The organism is Rhodopirellula sp. UH5 (genome assembly GCF_056839225.1).
Genome location: NZ_CM166390.1, coordinates 3733030 through 3752126, shown reverse-complemented (window position 1 = coordinate 3752126; position 19097 = coordinate 3733030). Strand labels below are relative to the sequence as shown.

Sequence of the window (19097 nt, the reverse complement as noted above, 5' to 3'; positions counted from 1 at the left end):
TGATGGCCTTGGAAAGTCGCCGGCATTGGTTTCGATGGCCTTGGAAGGCCATCGTACGGAGTGATCAACCAACTGTCGGGCGGCAGGCCATTAAGACGAAGTGTCAACTCCACCGTGGACTAACGGCGGCGGCTGGTTGTTGAAGCCAAGGCAAACCGACTCAGTAGATGTCTTGAGGCGGGAGGTTGTCCGCATCGAGGTCGTCTTCGGTGATGATCCGAAAGCCTTTTTCGCTGAGCGTTTTCATCGCCAAGTCGATGTTTTCCACCATGATCGCGACCGCGGGTTTGCCGTGTGGACGCACGAACAATGGGTAAGCCTGAATGATATTCAATTCGGCTTGCAGCAGCGCCGTGCAAACTCGGAGCAACGGTTGGGGGCCTTCAGGAAGTTCGACGCCGACCAAGTCGGATTCGATGATGGCCAGTCCAGCGCGTTCCAGAATTTCGCGACCGCGGTCCGCATCGCTGATCAGGAAACGAACGAACGCACATTCTGCGGCATCATTGATTGACAGGGCCACAATTCGAATCCCAGTCCCCTCGAATCGACGCACGACTTCGAGCAATTGCCCGACTCGGTTCTCGAGAAAAATGGTGAACTGACGGATCGCGGGGAATTCGCGACCGTGCATGGTTTCGAATTGCGTGTCGGCACCGGCTCCAAAGCTCATGCTCGCAATCTCTTGTTAGCGGCAAAAAGGCGTAATCGCCGGAGTCTACCGGTCGGTTCATCGCACGGCAAACCGTCTGGTTTCGCGATTTGATGCAGGGTACCGCATGGATGCAAGCATTTTCGGGTGCGAATTGGATTTCGGCGACGAAGCGAAATGATCGCTGGGCGTCCTTAGTGGTGCCAAATCGGGTGGTGCAATCGCCTGAGGTCTGCCGTGCAGCCTTAAGCGGGTGGGCTGGCGCACCGTTTGCCTCCCTTGAGTGGTGCTTTTCTATGTCCGCGGCAGTCGCGGGCACTCAACATCACCAACAAAAGGTTCCCCCATGAAATTCCTCCATCGCCAACAACCCCTGCTTCGTTCTTTGGTCGCGACCGCTGCCGTTTCTTTCCCGCTTGCCTGCACGCCAGTCGCGATGGGGCAAACGGGAGACTTTGATCCGGAGGACCGCGGCAGCAAAGTCGAAGACGATGCCTGGTACGACATCTCGGAATGGTTTGACGGAAACGACTACAACCCGACGGACGAGGCCATCGGACGCTGGGACGATGAGGTGTTCTCCTATGAGGACGCACGCACGAGCAATGACTCCGACAACGACGACCCGGTGATTCCTGCCTCTGCTTTCTATGGGGAGGACTACAACGAAAGTTATGTGACCTACGAGGATCGTGACCAGGACGGGAAATATGAACGATCCACTCGTTACATCGATCGCGACGGGGATGACTTGAACGATGCCTACGTCACCTACGACGACAAAGACAACGATGGCATGTTTGAGGATTACGACTACTCCGAGCTCGGTCACACTGCCGAGAACGCAGTCGCTCCGTCGCAAATCGCTCAATCGGTGAAGGAGGGGCTTAGTGGGACGCGGCACAAGCTGACCGGGACCGTTCTCGACCGCAAGTTGATTCAACGGGCCGGCGAGCACACGTTCATGATGGAGGTCAGAACGAAGGGTGGGAAGACGCTCTGGGTGGACCTTGGTGAACAAACAACCAGTCTGCAAATCTTCGAAGGCGATCAGGCCACGTTTTACGGACCGATGGCCAAACGAGGCAGTAAAGAGGTCTTGGTCGCGACGGCGCTCGATACACCGACTCGTAAGATGTACAAGGTGGAACGATCCGGCAGTCGCTACACGGGTGAGGTTCAGTCAACCAAGACGGCCACGGTTCGCGGGCAAGAGCATTTGGTCGTCAAGTTGAAAACCAAGAACGACAAAATGATGACCGTCGACATGGGACTCGCCTCGGAGGCAAAGAAACCGAGCGAAGGAGAAAAAGTCACCGTCACAGGGGTGCCAGTCAAAATTGGCGACCGAGTCATCCTGATCGCTGATCAAAAGCAGAGCTGATCAGGATTGTGTTCCGTTCGCCGCAAACCAGTGCACCAACTCTAAGGCGAGTGGTCTGTCTATAGAGGTCGATTGCGGTGTCTTGTTGTCCCTTGCGGGGGCCGCGCGGGGGATCGAGCGTGTTTTCGGCACGTAAGTTCCACTGGCGATCGCGCGGCTCTCGTCCGCTGCGGCCCCGCAAGCGAGGGCAATCTTCCCGAAAAATCTATAGGTTTGGGTGGTGAAATAGGCCGGGGAATGTGTCATATTTGCATGCTAATGTGAAAAGCGATTGACTTAACGCGTGCGTTGAGCATGATTCCTGCGCGTTACCCGCATTTCGCTCTTTGTCCCAATCACGCGGTTTCAATCTGCCGGGTGGTCACGTGGCCAAATGAAAAAAGAAGTTTCCCGATCTGCTAATGTCACGATCGATCTTAATTCTATGGAGTCATTTCTATGAAGTTTTGTCACTTTAAAATGCTCGGTTTGGCTGCGTTGGTGTGCGTGGCTGCAATCAGTGGTTGCACCGAATCGAAACCAGCAGCGACGTCGACCGACGAGTTGACTCAGTTCTTGAATGACAACCCCGAGCTGAAGGAGCCGAAGGACGAAGTTCCTGCATCGGATCCATCCAAGCCCTGATGTTTTGATTTGACATCCGGGTGGTGCGTTCTCGCTGGCGAGACCGCCTCTCATGCACTTTTTGATCGCTCTTTTTTCGAAGAAGGAATTTTCTATGAATGCTTCCAGAAAGCATCAGGGCTTCACGTTGGTGGAGTTGCTGGTGGTGATCGCCATCATTGGCGTTTTGGTCGGTTTGCTTTTACCGGCCGTCCAGGCTGCTCGTGAAGCCGCTCGCCGAATGAGTTGCAGCAACAACTTCAAGCAACTTGGTTTGGCAATTCACAACTATCACTCGGCTTACAACGCGATGCCGAAGCACGGTTCAGGGACCTACACCGATTATCCAACGGACAACGGGATCAACCCGCCCGGCGGAAACCGATCGGATTTGTCTGTTTTGGTAGGCATGTTGCCGTTCGTCGAGCAGCAAGGATTGTGGGAAGTGATCAGCAACCCAACGGCTTCCGGTTTCCAGGCGATGGGGCCTTGGCCCAATCGTCAATTGGCTGCCCACGCTGCTGTTCCTTATGATCCGTGGCTGACCAACATTCCTACCTTTCGTTGCCCCAGTGATCCCGGCGTTGGCTTGCCCGCTCACGGTCGTACGAACTATGCCGTGTGCCTCGGTGACTCGGGAACGTTGTGCGACGTTGGTGACACCACCGACTTGGGTAACAGTCGCGGTTTGCGGATCTATCAACAAACGGCCTGTCGCGGGGCTTTCATTCCCCGGACGCAAACCAAGTTCCGCGGGATCTTGGATGGTCTGTCCAACACCATTGCAATGGGCGAAATCATCACCGACTTGGGTGACTACGACACTCGCTCTCACGCAGTGGACAGCCCTGTTGAGGTTTGGCGTGAAAACAACGCGTTGTCGTGTCGGCAGTACATCGACGTGGACCGCCCTCAGTTCTGGCGGAACGATGGTTCCACACCATTCACCGGAGATTCAGAGCAGCGTCGCGGTTTTAAATGGGCACTCGCTCGCCCGTTGTACACGGGCTTCGTCACTGTCCTGGCTCCTAACGATGAGTTGTGTTTCCAAGGCAACCAGGAACGGGAAGGCGATGTCACGCCCAGCAGTCGTCACCAAGGTGGCGTGCATGTCCTGATGTGCGACGGTGCGGTCAAGTTCATCACGGACTCGATCGAAGCCGGCAACAGCAACAGCGCTCAGGTGCGACACGGTGGCGGATTCTTGACCCCTGGTTCGCCATCACCGTTCGGCGTCTGGGGAGCCTTGGGCACTCGCGCCGCGAAAGAAATCATCGACGCAGAATTCTGAGTTCTGGCTGTGCGAGACTTCTTGTTGGTCGTTTGAGACTTTGAGCGACGTTGGTCGCTCAGGTCGGTTGGCTCTCGCGGTGAAAAGCGATCACCGCGGTGTCGGCATTCAGATTGGGATCGTTGTCGGGTTCAATGCGTTGACCCTGGTCAACGTCCCAGAAGACTTCCTGATCGATCACGACGTTCAGTTGGCCCAGCAGGTCACGAACGTCGGCGATCGTGGGGAAGCGTCGGTTGGGCGTGTTGTGCCAATCGAAATCAAACTCGCCCGGGGCTTTGGGCGATCGCCCATGTGTCACGTAGTGATCTCTGAGTTGGCGATAGGCAAAGTTGGGGAAGCTGATGATCGCGTGTCGGCCGACTCGTAGCATCTCGTCCAGCAATTCGACAACGTTCTCGACCGCTTGCAGTGTCGCGTTGAGCACCACGTAATCGAACTGGTTGTCGATGAAGGCGGGCAGTCCGTTGTTCAGGTCGTAGTCGATCACATCGATGCCTCGCATCGCGGTCGACAACAGGTTCTCTTGAGCCACCTCGACGCCCATCAGTCGCTGTCCCGGTTCAACGTGCCGGTCGCGAATCGCGGCGAGCAATTGGCCGTTGCCACAGCCGAGGTCCAGCACGCTGGCTCCCGTGGGGATGATTTCCAAGATGGATTCTTCGTCCACGCTCAGCCTGGTCTCCGAGGGGACCTCGGGACGTGTTTCCGGGTCTCGCAATCGTTCGCGAACCAGCGGTCCGTAGGTCGCGATGTCTTTTGCGATCAGGAAGGCATCGTGCCCCGCGTTGGTGGTGATCTCGGCGTAGGTGACACGTTTGTCGAGTGCCGTCAGCGCGTTGACGACCTCGCGGGATTGAGCGGGTGGGAACAACCAATCGCTGCTGAAACTGATGAGCAAGAAATCACAGGATGCTTCGTCAAACGTTTCCATGAGCTTCAATCGCGTGCCGCCAAGGTCGAATAGGTCCATCGCCATCGACAGTGTCACGTAGCTGTTGGCATCGAAGCGTGTTGTGAACTTCTGGCCTTGATGGGCCAAGTAAGAGCCAATGCTGAAACGTTGTTCAAATTGCGAGGCAATCTGCCGTGGGTCATGACGGTCGGGATCGAATTTGGCTTCCATCGCTTCGACCGACAGGTACGTGATGTGACCGAGCATTCTCGCGATCGCGAGTCCTGTGTCGGGGCGTTGGGCTTGGTTGTAGTACTGGCCGTCGGCGTAGTGTGGGTCGGTTTGGATCGCATTGCGAGCGATGACATCAAACCCGAGTGCTTGGCTGTTCAGTCGTGGGGAGGTCGCGATGGCGATGCAGGTTTTCGCCGCGTCCGGGTAGCGATTGATCCATTGCAAGACTTGATGACCGCCCAGGGAACCGCCAACCACGGCCCGCCATTGTTGGATTCCCAGGTGGTCCGCCAATCGCTTTTGAACTTCGACGATGTCGCCGATGGTGATCCGGGGGAAGTTGGCTCCGTAGGGTTTGCCATCAGGCGAGGTGGGGTCCGCGTCGCCGGGGCCGGTGCTGCCGCGGCAGCCTCCCAAGACGTTCGGGCAGACGACGAAGAATCGATCGGTGTCCAGGGGCAAACCGGGGCCGATCAAGCCATCCCACCAACCCGGTTCGTCGTCTTGATTGTGACGTGCCGCATGGGAGTCACCTGAGACGGCATGGCAGACCAGAATCGCATTGGATGCTTCGGCGTTCAGCCTGCCCCAGGTCTCAAAGCAGCATCGAACCTCGGGAAGTTCGCCGCCGCGTTCGAGTGTCAGCGGTTGATCAAACGTCACGTACTTGGCATGCGTCAAAGGAGCGTCGGTCCGCACATCGTCGGTGCTCGACAGGTCCTCGTTGGAAAGCTCACCCATGGAAGTTTGGCTCTCGATTCGTGCTTTCCGAAACGATCTCCCGGAAGCTTTTTCGCGGGAGATGGAATGTTTCGGAGGCAACGTTTCGAATGCTTCTGCGGTTACGCGGTCGCAACGGCCAGAGCCTGTTTGAGGTCATCGAGGATATCGTCGATGTCTTCGATGCCCACCGAAACCCGGACGTACTCGGGGCTGACACCGGCGCGTCGTTGCTCGTCTTCGGTGAGTTGCTGGTGCGTGGTGCTGGCGGGGTGAATGACCAGCGTTTTTGCATCGCCGATGTTGGCCAGATGCGAGCAAAGTTGGCAAGCGTTGATGAACTTCTTGCCCGCTTCCATGCCGCCTTTGATACCAAACCCGAGGATGGCACCTTTGCCGTTGGGGAGGTATTTCTCTGCCATCGCATGATGCGTGTGCGATTTCAGGCCGGGGTAGTTGACCCATTCCACGGCGTCGTGAGCTTCCAGGAACTCAGCCACTTTCATCGCGTTTTCGCAGTGACGCGGCATGCGAAGGTGAAGGGTTTCGATGCCTTGCAAGAACAGGAACGCAGCGAAGGGGCTCATCGCTGCCCCCGTGTCACGCAACCAGTGCGTGCGGATGTGGACGTTGTAGGCGATGTTGCCCATGCCACGCAGGTGTTCTTCGAAAACCGCACCGTGGTAGGAAGGGCTGGGGGCACAGAACTCAGGCCACTTTTCGGGTTGGTCGGCCCATTTGAAGTTGCCGCTGTCGACGATGCAGCCACCGATGTGCGTGCCGTGGCCACCCAGGAACTTGGTTGTGCTGTAGATCACGATGTCGATGCCGTGCTCGATCGGACGCAGCAAGTAGGGCGTCATCACGGTGTTGTCACACAGCAGAGGGATTGCGCCGTGAGGTGCCGAGTGGGCGGCGTCCGCGATGGCTTTGAAATCGGGCACATCGTTTCTGGGGTTGCCGATGCTCTCCATGTAAACCAGTCGCGTGTTCTCATCGACCAGTTCGTGGATCTTTTCGGGGTGATCGGGATCGAAGAAGCGAACTTCGATGCCGAGGTTCTTCAGCGTTTGCGTGAACAGCGTCCAGGTGCCGCCATACAGCGACGTGCTGCTGATGATGTTTTGGCCGCTGTGAGCGATCGCCAGAACCGCCGCGGTGATCGCGGCTTGTCCCGATGCGAAGCACAGTCCCGTGGCACCGCCGTCCATCGCTGCGATGCGTTTTTCCAGCACATCGACCGTGGGGTTCATCAAGCGACTGTAGATGTTGCCGAATTCCGCCAAGCCAAACAGGGCGGCTGCGTGATCCGTGCTGTCGAATTGGTAGCTGGTGGTGGCGTAGATCGGCACCGCGCGGCTTTTGGTCGTGGGGTCAGCGACTTGTCCGGCGTGAAGAGCTCGGGTCGCCAGGCGATGATTTTGAGTCGGATCGGCGGACATGCAAAAACTCGATCGTGGGGGACTAGGAAGGGGATTTCAGCGGCAAAGACGCAGCAGGCTAACAAATCGTTCAGCGATTGTCGCCAGCCAGCTTGATCAGCTTTTCGGCACCTCGACGCAGCGTGTCATCGCTGGCCGCGAAGCTGATTCGGAAGTGGGAATCGTGTTGGCTGAAAATCTTGCCAGGAATGATCAGCAAGCCATCGGCGATGGCGCGTTCGACAAACGCTGTCCCGCCCTCGTTTCCCGGGGCTTTCGGAAACAGGTAGAAAGCGCCCCCAGGGCTGGTCAATTCAAAGTGCGGGGACAATTGTTCGACCATGAAATCGCGTTTTCGGCGGTAGTCATCGATATGGCCGTCCAGCGAGACTTCCATCGCTCGCAGGGCTCCCCACTGGGCGGGCTGCGGCGAGCAGACAAACGAATACTGTTGGATCTTGAGCATCGTCGCGATGATTTCAGGCGGCCCGTGGACGTAACCCACTCGCCAGCCTGTCATCGCATGCGATTTGCTGAAACCGTCAATCACGATCGTCTCGGGGTTGGTCGCCGCGGGCGATGCAAAATCGCCGTCGTAGAAGAATCGGCTGTAAATCTCGTCGGAAAGCAATGCGATGTTGTGCTTGGCCGCCAATTCGCCGACGTCCCGCAGGTCTTGCTCCGAAGCGGTCACCCCGGTCGGGTTGGCCGGGCTGTTGACCAGGATCATCTTGGTTTGGGGGGTGATCGCCGCTTCGATCTTGGCTGGGTCCAAGCGGAAATCGGGGTAGGAGTCGATCGTGACAGGGATTCCGCCGCACAGACTGACGAGGGCCGGGTACATCACGAAGTACGGGTCCAGGAAGATGACCTCGTCGCCGGGGTTGATCATCGACAGCATTGACAGCACCAAGCCGCCCGATGTCCCGCTGCTGATGAACACGTCTCGGTTTTGCCCGGGGTACTTGGCGTTGACCTCCGCCAGCAGCCTTTCTCGCAGCGGAGCGATGCCCTGGGTTGGCGAGTAGGCGTTTTTGCCCGAGCGAATCGCGTCGATGGTGGCGTCTTGGATTTCTTCGGGGACGTCAAAGTCCGGTTGCCCGATCGACAAGTTGATCGGGTCTTTCAGTTTCGCAGCCAGATCGAAAACTTTTCGAATTCCGCTGCTATCAAAGGAGGCCGTTCGATCCGCGATCCAAGGATGCATGGTGACTCGTTGTCAGTGATTGAGGGTTGGGGCACCGTAGCGGAAGTCGTCGAGACTTTCGGGACTTCGTCAAGGAAGTCGAAACTCTTGACGAGTTTCGCTACTCAAGCAAATCACGCTCGTTTCGCGGATCAGGATATCATTCACCTCGGGTTTCGGTAGTCCGTGTTTGAGTCTCGAGCTCCGTCGATTGACACCGCCGCCCTGCCCTGCCCAAGATTTGGGATGGCCCGCCCGGGATTATCAGAGGGTCCGTTGCGGGCGGTTGGTGAAGCGCAAAGGAAAAATCGTGCTAGGAAGGATGTTGAAAACGGGATGAGCGAAATTCGATTGATCGAGCCTGTGGTCCGTTTTTGCGCCGTGATTTCGCGACACGAAGAGGCTCGCCAGTGGGCGAAGCAGCGGTTGGCCGAACGCTGGGGTGAACTCGGTGAGCAAGGCACGCCCAGTTCGTTCGAAGCAGGAGGGTTTTACAAGCCTGAAATGGGCGATGGTTTGACCAAGGAATTGATCGGAATCGCCGAATTCGCCGATCCGGCTGGGTTGGCGGACTGGAAAAACGTCACCAACGATTGGGAAGCCGAATACGCTTCGCTGGGCCGGCATCCCGAGCCTCGGCCGTTGAATTTGGATCCCGGGTACGTCAGCCAGGCCAAGTTAGTGCTGGCGACGATCAAGGATCGCGATCACCGGATTTATCTGCGAGACGGGATCTTTGCCGAGGTCACCTTGAACTATGTTGGTGGCCGTTGGGTTCATCACCGATGGAGCTACCCGGATTATCGCATTGAAACCGTGGCCCAATTTGCGGCGGCATGCCGAGGGCGGTTGCGTCAGCATTTGAAGGCGACCGGCGGTTTTCGTGTTGGGGTCAAGAAAACCCCCGGTGCGAAGTCCGTGACTGGCTCCTGAGGCTCGTTTCGTCGGCCGGTGAGATCCTGGCGATCGCACAGGCAAACAAATCCGCCGAATCCGTGTTCTGGCTGCAAACCAAACGGGTTGGCCTCGCGTAGCAGCCTGACCGAAGGTTCTTTCCGTCCTTTTCTCGACACGAGTCGCCAAGCATGATTGCTGGGTCCGCTATTTCACTGTTCTCCGATTTTGCTGGCGTTGAATCGGGTTTGTTTCCAGTTGCCCAGGTCGGCAAGTGGCTGCCCGTGTTCGTCACCCCCCTTTGGGTTCTGTCGATTGGGTTGCTGCTCGGGGCGTTGGTGACCGCGGTGGTCCACGGCGTTTTGAGTGCCCTGTCGTTTGTGCCGGGGTTGGGGAATTTGGCAGACGACCCCAAGCGTGGCGTCACGCTGTCGCTGGTCGCCGGTGCGATTTTCTCGGCCGTGTTGTGCTACTTCTACGTGCCCCAAGGCGGTGAGAATGGCCAGCTCCTGTATCTGCCCCTGGTGACCTTGGGCATGATTTTGGGGTTTGGGTTGATCTACGGAATGTGGCATCGAACTCGATCCGAGTGGATGTCGATTCTGGGCGAAGGTGTCATCCCGTACATCTTGAGCACGCTGGGTGTGTTCGCCGTGATCGGTTTGGGATCGACGCCGTTTGTCGAAAACCCGATGGCGATTCTCGAGAGCGTTCCCGCGGTGAACTTGGTCGGTGACGGCACCGTGGTCGAAGTCGCGACCATCGCTCCCTCGTCTGACCCGGACATTCCTGAGTTCCTGCCAGCGGAGATCACTTACAACTTCCGCAACGTCGCGGAACTGCGAATCGAAAGTGACAAGCGAGTTTTCCTGGCCGATTCCGACAAAGCCGAAGCCTTCAGCCGTGCTCCCATCGAGTTGAACCCGGGCAGCACCGAAGCGGTGACCTACAAATACGAAGACCGTGAGCAGCCACCGATTCCGGGTGACCCGTCCAAGCTGCACATCTACAACCAAGAAATCGACCCGGCTCGTGTGGTCTTCACGTTCAAGAACTTGCCGCAGATTCCGCAAGCGTCGTCGATCGTGTTCTCTGCGATTGCATTCTTTTTGACGCTGACCGGATTCATGGCGCTGCGGCAAGCGGCTCCTCGGGTTTGGGCGTTGGCTCTGTCGACCGCCAAGAACGAGATGGCTCAGCCGTTGTACCTGTTGCTGTTGGCGATCGGGATCTTCGCGGTGTTGCTGTTTGGGATCTTCCCATTCAACACGCTGGGCGATGACATTCGACTGCTCAAAGACAGCGGTGTGACCATGATCATGGTATTGGGCATGTTGCTCGCCGTGTGGAGTGCCGGAACATCTGTCAGCGACGAAATTGACGGCCGAACCGCATTGACCGTGCTCAGCAAACCGGTGAGTCGACGTTCGTTCATCTTGGGCAAGTACACCGGAATCATGTTGGCCGTGTTGGTGCTGTTCGTGATACTGGCAGCGGTCTTGTTGGTGGTGATGTCTTACAAGCCGATTTATGACGCTCGAGAAACCAGTCAACAGCAGCCTCCGTGGCAAGTCGGCCATGAAGAGATCATCACGACATTGCCGATCTTGGGCCTGTATTTCATGGAAACAATGGCGATTGGTGGAATCGCGGTCGCATTGGCAACCCGTTTGCCGCTGCTGGCAAACTTCATCACGTGTTTTGCGATCTACGTGGTCGGCAACCTGCTCAGTCCGTTGGTTGCGTCGGCGAGAGAGAACACGGAATTGGTCGGATTTGTTGGTAAATTGATAGCGGTGGTGGTCCCCAATCTGAACTCATTCAACGTTCAGGCGGCGGTGGACGCAGGAAATGCGATCCCTCTGATCTACTTGGCGGCCGCTTTCAACTATCTTGTGGTGTTTGTCATTGCCATTTGGATGGTGGCGATGTTGTTGTTTGAAGATCGCGATTTGGCTTGATTGCCGCGTCTGTTGCATTGGAAGCTGGTTTGAGAAAAACGGTGACCGGTCGTGACGGATCGTCGATCGCAACGATTGCGGTCGGGATAACAAACGAACGGTGGCTAGATTTTCAACGAGGCTCGCAACGGTGAATCGCTTTTCCAGTCTGAAACAACCACGTCGCGAACCGGAAGCGGCGGGCGCACCCTTGCATTTGGTTTGCGCTGCCATTGCCGGTTTGATCATTCCGGTGTTGGTGGTGGTCTTCGGCATCATTGCGGTGCTGGTGGATGAAGGCGGTGGGTTGTCCCGTTCGCCGATTCAGTTGGGGACCCACCTTTCGATTCCGCTACCAGATTTCTTTTTGGCGCAGAACAAAGTCGTTCAGCTATTCAGCTTGGTGGGATTGTCATTGGCAATCGCGGTCGTGTTCTGCCTCGCCGTTTGGTTGCACCGACGCTCGGCCGACGCCCGGTCCAGACGCGTGATTAAAATGCTGCACTCTCGAACGTTGAAGCAAAGCTTGCGGCGGGCGGAAGTGGAAGGCGCTGCTGCCCAGCGTGAACGCGCTCGTTTGATCATCGGCCGGCATCTGCCCGAGGTCGGTCGAGGTCTCTCGCTGTGGTACCGCTCGATCCCACGCAGTGTGCTGATGTTGATCGGTTGCGTGACGCTGGCGTTGTTGGTCAACGTTTGGTTGGCGATTCTTGCGGTGATCAGTGGCGTGGCGCTGTGGCGTTTCTACGCGAAGCTCCGCAATCCCGATTGGTTGGAGCTCTCCCGTTTTGAAATCCCTCAGATTCGTGAGCGGTTGATTGGTTTGATCGGCGACGCGCCCATGATGGCGAGGTTGCAAGCGGGCGGTTTGGCCAATCAAGCTTACGAAGCGGAACTGGATGCACTGGATCGGCGGATTGCTGGCGATGACGCCCGACGAGGGCGATTGTGGCCGGTGATGATGATGGCCGGTGGCGTCGCGATCGCAGTCATGCTGCTGGGTTTGGGGCTGAACACACTGCAGGGTGAACAAGGTTTGAGCCTGCCTTCCGCATTGGTGCTCGGGTTGTCGTTGACCGGCGCGGCGTTGGCTGCGGCACGCTTGAGTGAACTCAAACGGCAACTCCGTCGCAGCAGCAAAGCTTGCGAATCGGTCTACTTGTATCTGCAACCCAACAGCGAAGTTTCGCCTAGCGAACAACGTGTTGGATTGGGCGGGCTTCGAGATTGCGTGACGATGGAAGACGTTTCGCTGCAAGATTCCGCCGGCAAAGCAATCTTGCGTGACTTGAGTTTGTCGTTGCAACCGAAGTCGCTGGTGGCTTTCCTCGGTACGGAAGAGGTTTCGACGCGTGCCCTGCTGGAATTGCTGATGGGGTTTGGTCGCCCGCATCGAGGCAAAGTTCAGATTGATGGCATCTCCTTGTTGGACGTTCACCCCCAGGCCCTCGCGAAAAACGTGATGTGGATCGGGCCCGATGGGCCGCTTTGGGAAGGTTCGTTGCGAGAGAATTTGATGGCGGGAGTCGACCGCAGTGTCGACAACCGTGACATGGTCGAAACCCTCGAGCGACTTGGGATCTACGAGCGGATCACTCGACTGCCCGAAGGCTTGGAGACGATCATTGAGCCAGGTTCCAATTTGGGATCCGGCGATGATTCGGAGTCGTTGGGAACCGATGTTCGCTACGCGGTTGGGATCGCCCGTGCGATGTTGCACCGGCCGCCGATTGTTCTTGCCAAAGAGCCCCCTGCCCCGACCGAACATGTCAACGAAGATCCCTGCTTGATTGCACTGCGTGAATTGGCGGATGCTGGCTCGTTGGTGGTCATGTTGCCTCACCGGTTGAAGACGTTACGTTCTTGTGATCGGGTGATGTTGCTCAATGGCCCCAACTTGGTGGGCGAGGGGCGACACACCGAGTTGCTGAATTCCAGCGATCTGTATCGCCATTTGAACTATTTGTTGTTCAATCCCTACCGACACCGAAGCCCATCCTGAGAGAGGCGTGTGACGCAAACCAACGAGGACGACGAACAAACCCCCGACGACGTCTTTCGAACTGCCGTCGCGGTCGAAGCCGGGTTGGGTGCCCTGGCGTTGATTCTTGGATACCTGCTGGGGCCGAGCGCCCGGGATTTGGTTCCGCCGCTGAACGAAACCGCTGTGCCGGCGGTGGTGGGTGGCATCGGGCTGGGGATCGTTGCGACCATCCCGCTGCTGTTGTTTGTCGCCGTGTTGCGGCGGATCAAACACCCCGCCATCGAAGAGCTTGACAAACTCGGGGATCACCCGATGATCGGTCTGATGCTGCGGCTGAATGGCTGGGAGTTGTTTGCGATCAGCCTGTGCGCGGGCGTTGGCGAAGAATTGTTGTTTCGCGGTTGGTTGTTGCCTTGGTTGGCCGGAGACGCTGCGTCCCTGGCTCCTGACCTGGAGGCTCCATCGCGCTGGTGGGCCTATGGTGGATGGCTGGGGAGTTTGCCCAACTCCGTCACCGAATTCGCATGGCCAGACGAAAGCCTGATGGCCTGGTGGTCTCGTGTGGGCGGCTGGGAATTGACCGCGGCTTGGTTGGTTTCTTCATTTGCCTTCGGGATGTTTCATCCGATCACCAAGCTCTACATCGCCATCACTGCCTTGATGGGGTTGTACTTTGGAGCGTTGTTGATCGTCAGTGGAAACCTGTTGATCCCGATCACCGCTCACGCCCTGTACGATGCGGTTCAGTTATGGGGTGCCGGGCGAGCGGAAGAAGAAGAGTCGGATGAAAAGTCCGACCAAAGCTGATCGACTCGATCGGCTTGTGTGGCAACGGTGATGAAGTTTACCGGCATGCCAATCGCCAGCCTTCCATGGGTCGTGGATCGACCCAGTGCATCGGCACCGTTGGCAGTCGCCATGCGGAGAACCTCCGTTGGGATCAGGTCCTGGCGATGGCGGAGCAAGTGCTGGATCTCACTCCAAAGATTCAGGTCCGGGTTGCTGGCTCGGGAGTCCGTTCCGAGCGCCACGTTGATCCCAGCGGCTTGCAGTTCCGCGACGGGGTGTTGGGAGTGCCCAAAGAAATGATGGGTTCGCGGGCAGTACACCACGCTGCAATTCGGATGCGATGCGATGCGTTGGATTTCGCTTTCGTTCAGGTCGTTTCCATGAACGATCAACGTGCGAGGTGCTTTGGCGAGCAAGTCGATCAGATGCACCAACGGCGAAGGTGCTGCCCATGGAAAGAACTGGTCGACCGGCAACCCCAAGGCTTGCAGTGATTCAGCAAATGGTCCGGTCCCATGATTCAGTAAGTCTCGTTCAGCGGGGGATTCCGCCACGTGCATCGCCAAGGGAACCCGGTTTCGCTTGGCGGTTTCAATGCAGTGGTTGAGCAACGGCAGCGGGGTCGAGTAAGGAGCATGCGGGCTGATGGCGGCAGCACTGGCTTGCAAGTCTGGCGAGGCATTCCTTTCGAGGTGTTGTTCCGCCTGGGCCATCCGTTCGTCGCCCCGTGCTTGGCTCAGCCCGAGCACTTCGGCGAACGCGATTGTGCTGCTGGGGATCGTTTCCAGTGGCGTGGTCACGATGTCGGCGATCAATTGGGTTCCCGATGCGATTGCTTCCGCGTGCCCTTTCAGAACATGTTTCTGTCGCGTGTTGGTATCCACCATCCCACGGGTCGCGATCACTTCACGAATCCAATCAGCCAGTTCCATGCCGGCCTGCCCGATCGGTTGAACCAAGTCGCTGAATTCGAGATGCGTGTGCGCGTTGACCAGCCCCGGTAAAATCGCAACGTCGCCCAGGTCAACCAGGTCGCCTTCGACTTGGGAATCTTGAAACGGGCTGATCAAGGTCATGATTCCCGAGTCAACCACGATCATCCCATTGGGGATTGGATCGCCATCGATGGGCAGCAACCAGCGTGCGCGATAGGTTTGTTTCGATGAATGGTGCAAGGCAGAATCAGGTCAATGCGAATGACAAAGGAGACCGACAACTCGAATGGGAGGCGACGGAGTCGTTGCCGCCCAGGTTCTTTGATCGTCGCCCCGAGGTCGTTGCACGCCAGTTGCTGGGATGCGGGTTCGCTCGGCAGATCGCGGGCACCTGGATCGGCGGATGGATCGTGGAAACGGAAGCCTACCTGTCCCGGCGCGATGCTGCGAGTCACAGTGCACGCGGTGCAAAGCCGGGAAACGCGTCCATGTTTGGGCGGCCTGGCACATTGTATGTCTATCCCATTCACGCCAAGCATTGTGTGAATTTGGTCACCGGGTCGGTCGGTCGCGGGTCTGCGGTTTTGATCCGGGCCCTGGAGCCCGTTTGGGGAATTGACCGCATGGTGAATCACCGTGGTTTGTTGACGGAAGGGGCTCCCGATGGCAGGTCGCTGACAACCGGACCCGGGCGATTGTGTCAGTCCCTGGCGATCGATCGTCGATGCGACGGAGTGGATCCAATTGCCGATGAAAGCTGGCGTGTGTTCTCGGGCCCCAGTGTTCCACGCAATGGCATCACCACCACGCCCCGGATTGGAATTTCGCAGTCCGTTGAGTTGCCGCTGCGGTTCTTTGTGGATGGGAATCGGTGCGTGAGTGGCTTGGCTCGCCAGCATCGCCGTCCCCGTCGGGATTCGCTCCAGTGAGAATTCGCTACACTGCGACCGACCCATCGGTGGCCGGTTCGACGGCCCGGGGTGTCTGAACCGTCAGTTTGTCCATGACTTCCATAACAGCATGTCTTCCAACGCCACCACTGAAGAACACGTCCTTGTGATCCCCGCGACCTTGATCGAATCGATTGGGCAACTGGAGGGATTTGATCGCGACGTGGATCGATTCTTGCAGCCCATTTTAGCGAGCGATGAATTGTCCTACCGGCCTCGCAGCGCGATGGAGCTTGATCCCAGTTTCAAGCAGTTGATTCCCTACGTCGTGATGCAGTGGACGGATCCAGCGGACGGCAGCGTCAAATGGTTTCAGTACACTCGCGGTGGCGGTTCGGGCGAAAAACGCTTGCACGCCAAACGCAGCATTGGCGTTGGGGGGCATATCAGCCAGGAAGATGCGGGAGGCGACGAAGATCCCTACACGATCGGCATGCGTCGTGAACTGGACGAGGAAGTCACGATCGGTGCTTCCTACGTCGATCAACGCGAAGGACTGCTCTACGACCCCAGCAACGAAGTTGGCCGGGTGCACTTAGGTGTTGTCCACCGATTCATTCTGGACCAACCGCATGTCACCAGCAATGAACCCGAACTCGCCGAAGGCCAATTCGTTTCCGTCGATGTGCTTCGACAAGAACGCGAGCACTTGGAAACCTGGAGCCAGCTCACTTTGGACGCGCTGTTCCCAGCGACGGTGTAGTCGAGAGATGAAAAAAACTGCCGCCATGAACGGTTCATGACGGCAGCATCTCCCATCAAAACATGAACGCCGCCCTGGTGGCGACTGGAGGGGGGGACCACGTCACGATGGTCCCGTCCGTCGGAGCACAGTTCGCGATTGGGCGAGAGCACGGTGGTCATTTGGGAGTACGGTGGCATGCAATCGTGCCAACGATAGCCACGTCCCCAAACGGCTTGTTTGGTCAACCCAGCCGTCGCCAAAACTGCGGGCGATTGAGCGTTTGGGGCAGGCCCCAAAAAAGCGGCCAGCAATTGCTGACCGCTTTTTTCAATTTGCGAACCGTGCATTCAGGTCCTCGCGTTCAATCAACAAGATGAGTGACTGCGAGAGCTTTCGTGCTCCGGCCAGTGCTCTTTTGAGCCCCGTGTTACTTCGTGCCTTCGTAGCCTTCGGTGATGGCATCGGCCTCTGCCAGTGCGGCTTCGTATTCGGCAATTTTTTCAGCGTCGGAATTATCAACAATGTTGCTGTTGCCGGAATCGCATCCGAGAGGAGCCAGGAACAAGCCAAGCAGTCCGAGAGTCAGCGTCCAATTTTTCATCGTTCAATCCAAAAGTGAGAGAAAATAAGCTGTCGAAATGAACAACTGCACTCCCATCTGTCAAAGATGGGAATGCAGTTGCGAAGTCAGTTGAGTGCAAGGGCAGCGAAATCAGAACTCGCCGTCGATCACTTCTTTTGCGGAACGCGATCCAAGAGCGCCCCAAAGTCCGTATGGGCTTGCACTGCCTGCTGTTGGCGATCCCGCGCGATCAGAGACCTGCGGTGCGTTCTTGTTGCCGGCTTCGATCGATTCGGTGATGAACTTGACCGCCCCGTCGCCCATCAGCACGTGAACACCACCTTGGTGACGGCTCGAAGGAGGTGAAACCACGTCGCGGTGGTCGGTGCCTTCCGAGCAAAGCTGCGCGTTGGGGGCCAAGACCGTTGTCATCTGGGAGTACGGAGGCATGTAGTCGTGCCAACGGAATCCGCGTCCCCAAACCGATTGCTTCGAAACAGTGTTCGACCAGAACAACGGGCGTTCGGGATCGATGTAAGGTTCGGCGTACGAAGGGTTCAATCGGCATTCATTCTTTTCACTCGGGGCAGCGTGCGCGCCGGTGTTGGTTGCCACAGTGGTGCGTTTGTCGTTGTCGCCCAAGTCAGTTGCGATTTCTCCGCACATGATCGTGTTGGACAAACCATCCAGCGTGTCGCGGAATTTCATGTGACGTCCCGTGACAAACATGCCTCGGTGCGATGCATTCGAAGCGTTGGCGTGGGAGGTGTCCGAAATGTAGGGCAGCTTGCCACCTTCGCCGACTTCGTCGACATCCAGGTAGGAGTCACGGGAATACACGGCCGAGTCACCATGGCAGGCGGCGTAGTTGGTGCGTCCAAGCGATGGCAACCCAGTTCCCGGATCGCTGGGGCAACGAAGACCAGGAAGTTCGGTTGCCCACGGTGGGTATTGAACACGATCAGGGAACGGCCCCATCGATTGCCACGCGGGACTCCGGACGGAGCCATCGGAGTTGACGCTCAGCGGATTGGAGATCTGTTCCCACAAGCCCTGTTGCTCAACGAAGGGAAGCAAACCAACCAAGTAAGACAGGCGGTAGTTGGAGGAGATGTCTCCGTTTGGACCGCTGTCCCAAGGGTCACGCCCACCAACGGCGTAGGTTCCGGAGCCTTGCACAGGAAGGTTGTTGAATGCCGAATGGTAGTTGTGAACAGCCAAGCCGATTTGCTTGAAATTGTTACTGCAACTCATTCTGCGGGCAGCTTCGCGAGCGGCCTGGACGGCTGGCAGCAACAAGCCGACCAGTACGCCAATGATTGCGATCACCACGAGCAATTCCACCAGAGTGAAACCGCGGGGGCGGGAAATACGTGTGTTCATCAAAACCTCTATGGAACAAAAAAAGGATGGGATTGCCCTGGCTCTGAAAATTCAGTCTTGAATTCGGAGGGGCAAAGGCGATCGTTTCGGTGGGGCTTGGAGCCACCTCCCTGGCCGATTGCGTGTTGATCTGCTGCTCTTCTGGGGAAGGCGAACACGCGAATCTAGAAAGAGCCAACGGGTTATTATCTAACACACGCTCATTGTGAGGGTGTTGATGAAACTTTTGATACCAGGTGTTTTTTTCGAAATGATTGTCCTCGCCACCTGCATTTCTCTTGCGTGTACTTCTGGCGGTTGTTGCTGCTGCACTGGAAGGGTGGGTTGCGTTCGCGGAATCCCGATCAGATTCTCGTTTTTCTCCTATTGCAAAATCGGTGATTCAACTACTCTTCGGGGCCACAGAAGTCGGCGGCGTGCAAAGTGACGTCGCGATCGGCTTTTCTGCGACAGGTCTTCAGTGTGATCCTCTCGGCAACGACCCGAGAGGCGATCCAATCCGTCGAGCGTCTTGATTGATCGCTTGAGGCGGATTCTTTCTAGTGAATGAGAAGCGGCGTCGCGGTTGTGTCGGAATGCAAGGGTTCGA

At 57.3% G+C, this 19097-nt stretch carries 16 protein-coding genes and 1 pseudogene; 9 read left to right on the top strand and 8 right to left on the bottom strand.

What is annotated here, in order from left to right; translation table 11 throughout:
• Nucleotides 1-160 precede the first annotated feature (160 nt).
• Nucleotides 161-673 (bottom strand): acetolactate synthase, encoded by a 513-nt coding sequence (locus tag UH5x_RS13400; protein WP_047815758.1) that lies wholly within the window; start codon nt 671-673, stop codon nt 161-163.
• Nucleotides 674-998: 325 nt separating this feature from the next.
• Here UH5x_RS13400 and UH5x_RS13395 point away from each other — a divergent pair, with 325 nt between their 5' ends.
• From UH5x_RS13395 to UH5x_RS13385, 3 genes are all read left to right on the top strand, one after another.
• A complete protein-coding gene (locus UH5x_RS13395; RefSeq protein WP_482635922.1) occupies nt 999-2036 on the top strand; it encodes a hypothetical protein in 1038 nt (345 codons plus the stop codon).
• 438 nt (nt 2037-2474) lie between these two features.
• Nucleotides 2475-2660: a hypothetical protein gene (locus tag UH5x_RS13390; RefSeq protein WP_236696423.1), complete on the top strand. Its 186-nt coding sequence runs from the start codon at nt 2475-2477 to the stop codon at nt 2658-2660.
• Nucleotides 2661-2754: 94 nt separating this feature from the next.
• Nucleotides 2755-3930, top strand: coding sequence for a DUF1559 domain-containing protein (locus UH5x_RS13385; RefSeq protein ID WP_047815927.1), 1176 nt, complete (start codon nt 2755-2757; stop codon nt 3928-3930).
• A 58-nt stretch (nt 3931-3988) separates the two neighbouring features.
• On the opposite strand, the gene metX is transcribed toward UH5x_RS13385, so the two are convergent.
• The 3 genes from metX to UH5x_RS13370 form a co-directional block, all read right to left on the bottom strand.
• The gene (gene metX, locus UH5x_RS13380; protein ID WP_047815761.1) at nt 3989-5800 is read right to left on the bottom strand and encodes a homoserine O-acetyltransferase MetX; all 1812 of its coding nucleotides are present in this window, start codon (nt 5798-5800) and stop codon (nt 3989-3991) included.
• A 101-nt stretch (nt 5801-5901) separates the two neighbouring features.
• Nucleotides 5902-7221 (bottom strand): O-acetylhomoserine aminocarboxypropyltransferase/cysteine synthase family protein, encoded by a 1320-nt coding sequence (locus UH5x_RS13375; protein ID WP_047815762.1) that lies wholly within the window; start codon nt 7219-7221, stop codon nt 5902-5904.
• A gap of 70 nt (nt 7222-7291) precedes the next feature.
• The gene (locus UH5x_RS13370) at nt 7292-8407 is read right to left on the bottom strand and encodes a pyridoxal phosphate-dependent aminotransferase (RefSeq protein ID WP_047815763.1); all 1116 of its coding nucleotides are present in this window, start codon (nt 8405-8407) and stop codon (nt 7292-7294) included.
• Between the two features lie 315 nt (nt 8408-8722).
• Between UH5x_RS13370 and UH5x_RS13365 the strand changes: the two genes are divergently transcribed.
• From UH5x_RS13365 to UH5x_RS13350, 4 genes are all read left to right on the top strand, one after another.
• Nucleotides 8723-9319, top strand: a complete 597-nt coding sequence (locus UH5x_RS13365) for a DUF4416 family protein (RefSeq protein WP_047815928.1) — start codon at nt 8723-8725, stop codon at nt 9317-9319.
• Nucleotides 9320-9471: 152 nt separating this feature from the next.
• Nucleotides 9472-11241: an ABC transporter permease gene (locus UH5x_RS13360; RefSeq protein ID WP_047815764.1), complete on the top strand. Its 1770-nt coding sequence runs from the start codon at nt 9472-9474 to the stop codon at nt 11239-11241.
• A 130-nt stretch (nt 11242-11371) separates the two neighbouring features.
• Nucleotides 11372-13222: an ATP-binding cassette domain-containing protein gene (locus tag UH5x_RS13355; RefSeq protein ID WP_482635921.1), complete on the top strand. Its 1851-nt coding sequence runs from the start codon at nt 11372-11374 to the stop codon at nt 13220-13222.
• A gap of 9 nt (nt 13223-13231) precedes the next feature.
• On the top strand, nt 13232-14011 hold the full coding sequence (locus UH5x_RS13350) for a CPBP family intramembrane glutamic endopeptidase (protein WP_047815766.1): 780 nt from the start codon (nt 13232-13234) through the stop codon (nt 14009-14011).
• On the opposite strand, the gene UH5x_RS13345 is transcribed toward UH5x_RS13350, so the two are convergent.
• On the bottom strand, nt 13948-15168 hold the full coding sequence (locus UH5x_RS13345; RefSeq protein WP_482635920.1) for an amidohydrolase family protein: 1221 nt from the start codon (nt 15166-15168) through the stop codon (nt 13948-13950). The two genes, UH5x_RS13350 and UH5x_RS13345, sit on opposite strands and share 64 nt — an antisense overlap.
• Between UH5x_RS13345 and UH5x_RS13340 the strand changes: the two genes are divergently transcribed.
• On the top strand, nt 15156-15857 hold the full coding sequence (locus tag UH5x_RS13340) for a DNA-3-methyladenine glycosylase (protein ID WP_482635919.1): 702 nt from the start codon (nt 15156-15158) through the stop codon (nt 15855-15857). The two genes, UH5x_RS13345 and UH5x_RS13340, sit on opposite strands and share 13 nt — an antisense overlap.
• 91 nt (nt 15858-15948) lie before the next feature.
• Entirely contained in the window at nt 15949-16581 is a 633-nt protein-coding gene (locus tag UH5x_RS13335) for a phosphoesterase (protein ID WP_482635918.1), read from the top strand.
• A gap of 62 nt (nt 16582-16643) precedes the next feature.
• Here UH5x_RS13335 and UH5x_RS13330 read toward each other — a convergent pair.
• The 3 genes and pseudogenes from UH5x_RS13330 to UH5x_RS13320 all read right to left on the bottom strand — a co-directional run.
• Nucleotides 16644-16742, bottom strand: a pseudogene (locus UH5x_RS13330) (hypothetical protein); the annotation flags it as partial.
• Between the two features lie 248 nt (nt 16743-16990).
• Nucleotides 16991-17164, bottom strand: a complete 174-nt coding sequence (locus UH5x_RS13325; protein ID WP_236696425.1) for a hypothetical protein — start codon at nt 17162-17164, stop codon at nt 16991-16993.
• A 111-nt stretch (nt 17165-17275) separates the two neighbouring features.
• Entirely contained in the window at nt 17276-18508 is a 1233-nt protein-coding gene (locus UH5x_RS13320; protein ID WP_047815770.1) for a DUF1559 domain-containing protein, read from the bottom strand.
• Between the last annotated feature and the right edge of the window lie 589 nt (nt 18509-19097).

Coding starts and splice junctions, on each gene's coding strand:
- UH5x_RS13395 (WP_482635922.1), top strand. CDS start 999: ATGAAATTCCTCCATCGCCAACAACCCCTGCTTCGTTCTTTGGTCGCG.
- UH5x_RS13335 (WP_482635918.1), top strand. CDS start 15,949: ATGTCTTCCAACGCCACCACTGAAGAACACGTCCTTGTGATCCCCGCG.
- metX (WP_047815761.1), bottom strand. CDS start 5,800: ATGGGTGAGCTTTCCAACGAGGACCTGTCGAGCACCGACGATGTGCGG.
- UH5x_RS13390 (WP_236696423.1), top strand. CDS start 2,475: ATGAAGTTTTGTCACTTTAAAATGCTCGGTTTGGCTGCGTTGGTGTGC.
- UH5x_RS13325 (WP_236696425.1), bottom strand. CDS start 17,164: ATGAAAAATTGGACGCTGACTCTCGGACTGCTTGGCTTGTTCCTGGCT.
- UH5x_RS13375 (WP_047815762.1), bottom strand. CDS start 7,221: ATGTCCGCCGATCCGACTCAAAATCATCGCCTGGCGACCCGAGCTCTT.
- UH5x_RS13385 (WP_047815927.1), top strand. CDS start 2,755: ATGAATGCTTCCAGAAAGCATCAGGGCTTCACGTTGGTGGAGTTGCTG.
- UH5x_RS13370 (WP_047815763.1), bottom strand. CDS start 8,407: ATGCATCCTTGGATCGCGGATCGAACGGCCTCCTTTGATAGCAGCGGA.
- UH5x_RS13320 (WP_047815770.1), bottom strand. CDS start 18,508: ATGAACACACGTATTTCCCGCCCCCGCGGTTTCACTCTGGTGGAATTG.
- UH5x_RS13360 (WP_047815764.1), top strand. CDS start 9,472: ATGATTGCTGGGTCCGCTATTTCACTGTTCTCCGATTTTGCTGGCGTT.
- UH5x_RS13340 (WP_482635919.1), top strand. CDS start 15,156: ATGAATGGTGCAAGGCAGAATCAGGTCAATGCGAATGACAAAGGAGAC.
- UH5x_RS13400 (WP_047815758.1), bottom strand. CDS start 673: ATGAGCTTTGGAGCCGGTGCCGACACGCAATTCGAAACCATGCACGGT.
- UH5x_RS13365 (WP_047815928.1), top strand. CDS start 8,723: ATGAGCGAAATTCGATTGATCGAGCCTGTGGTCCGTTTTTGCGCCGTG.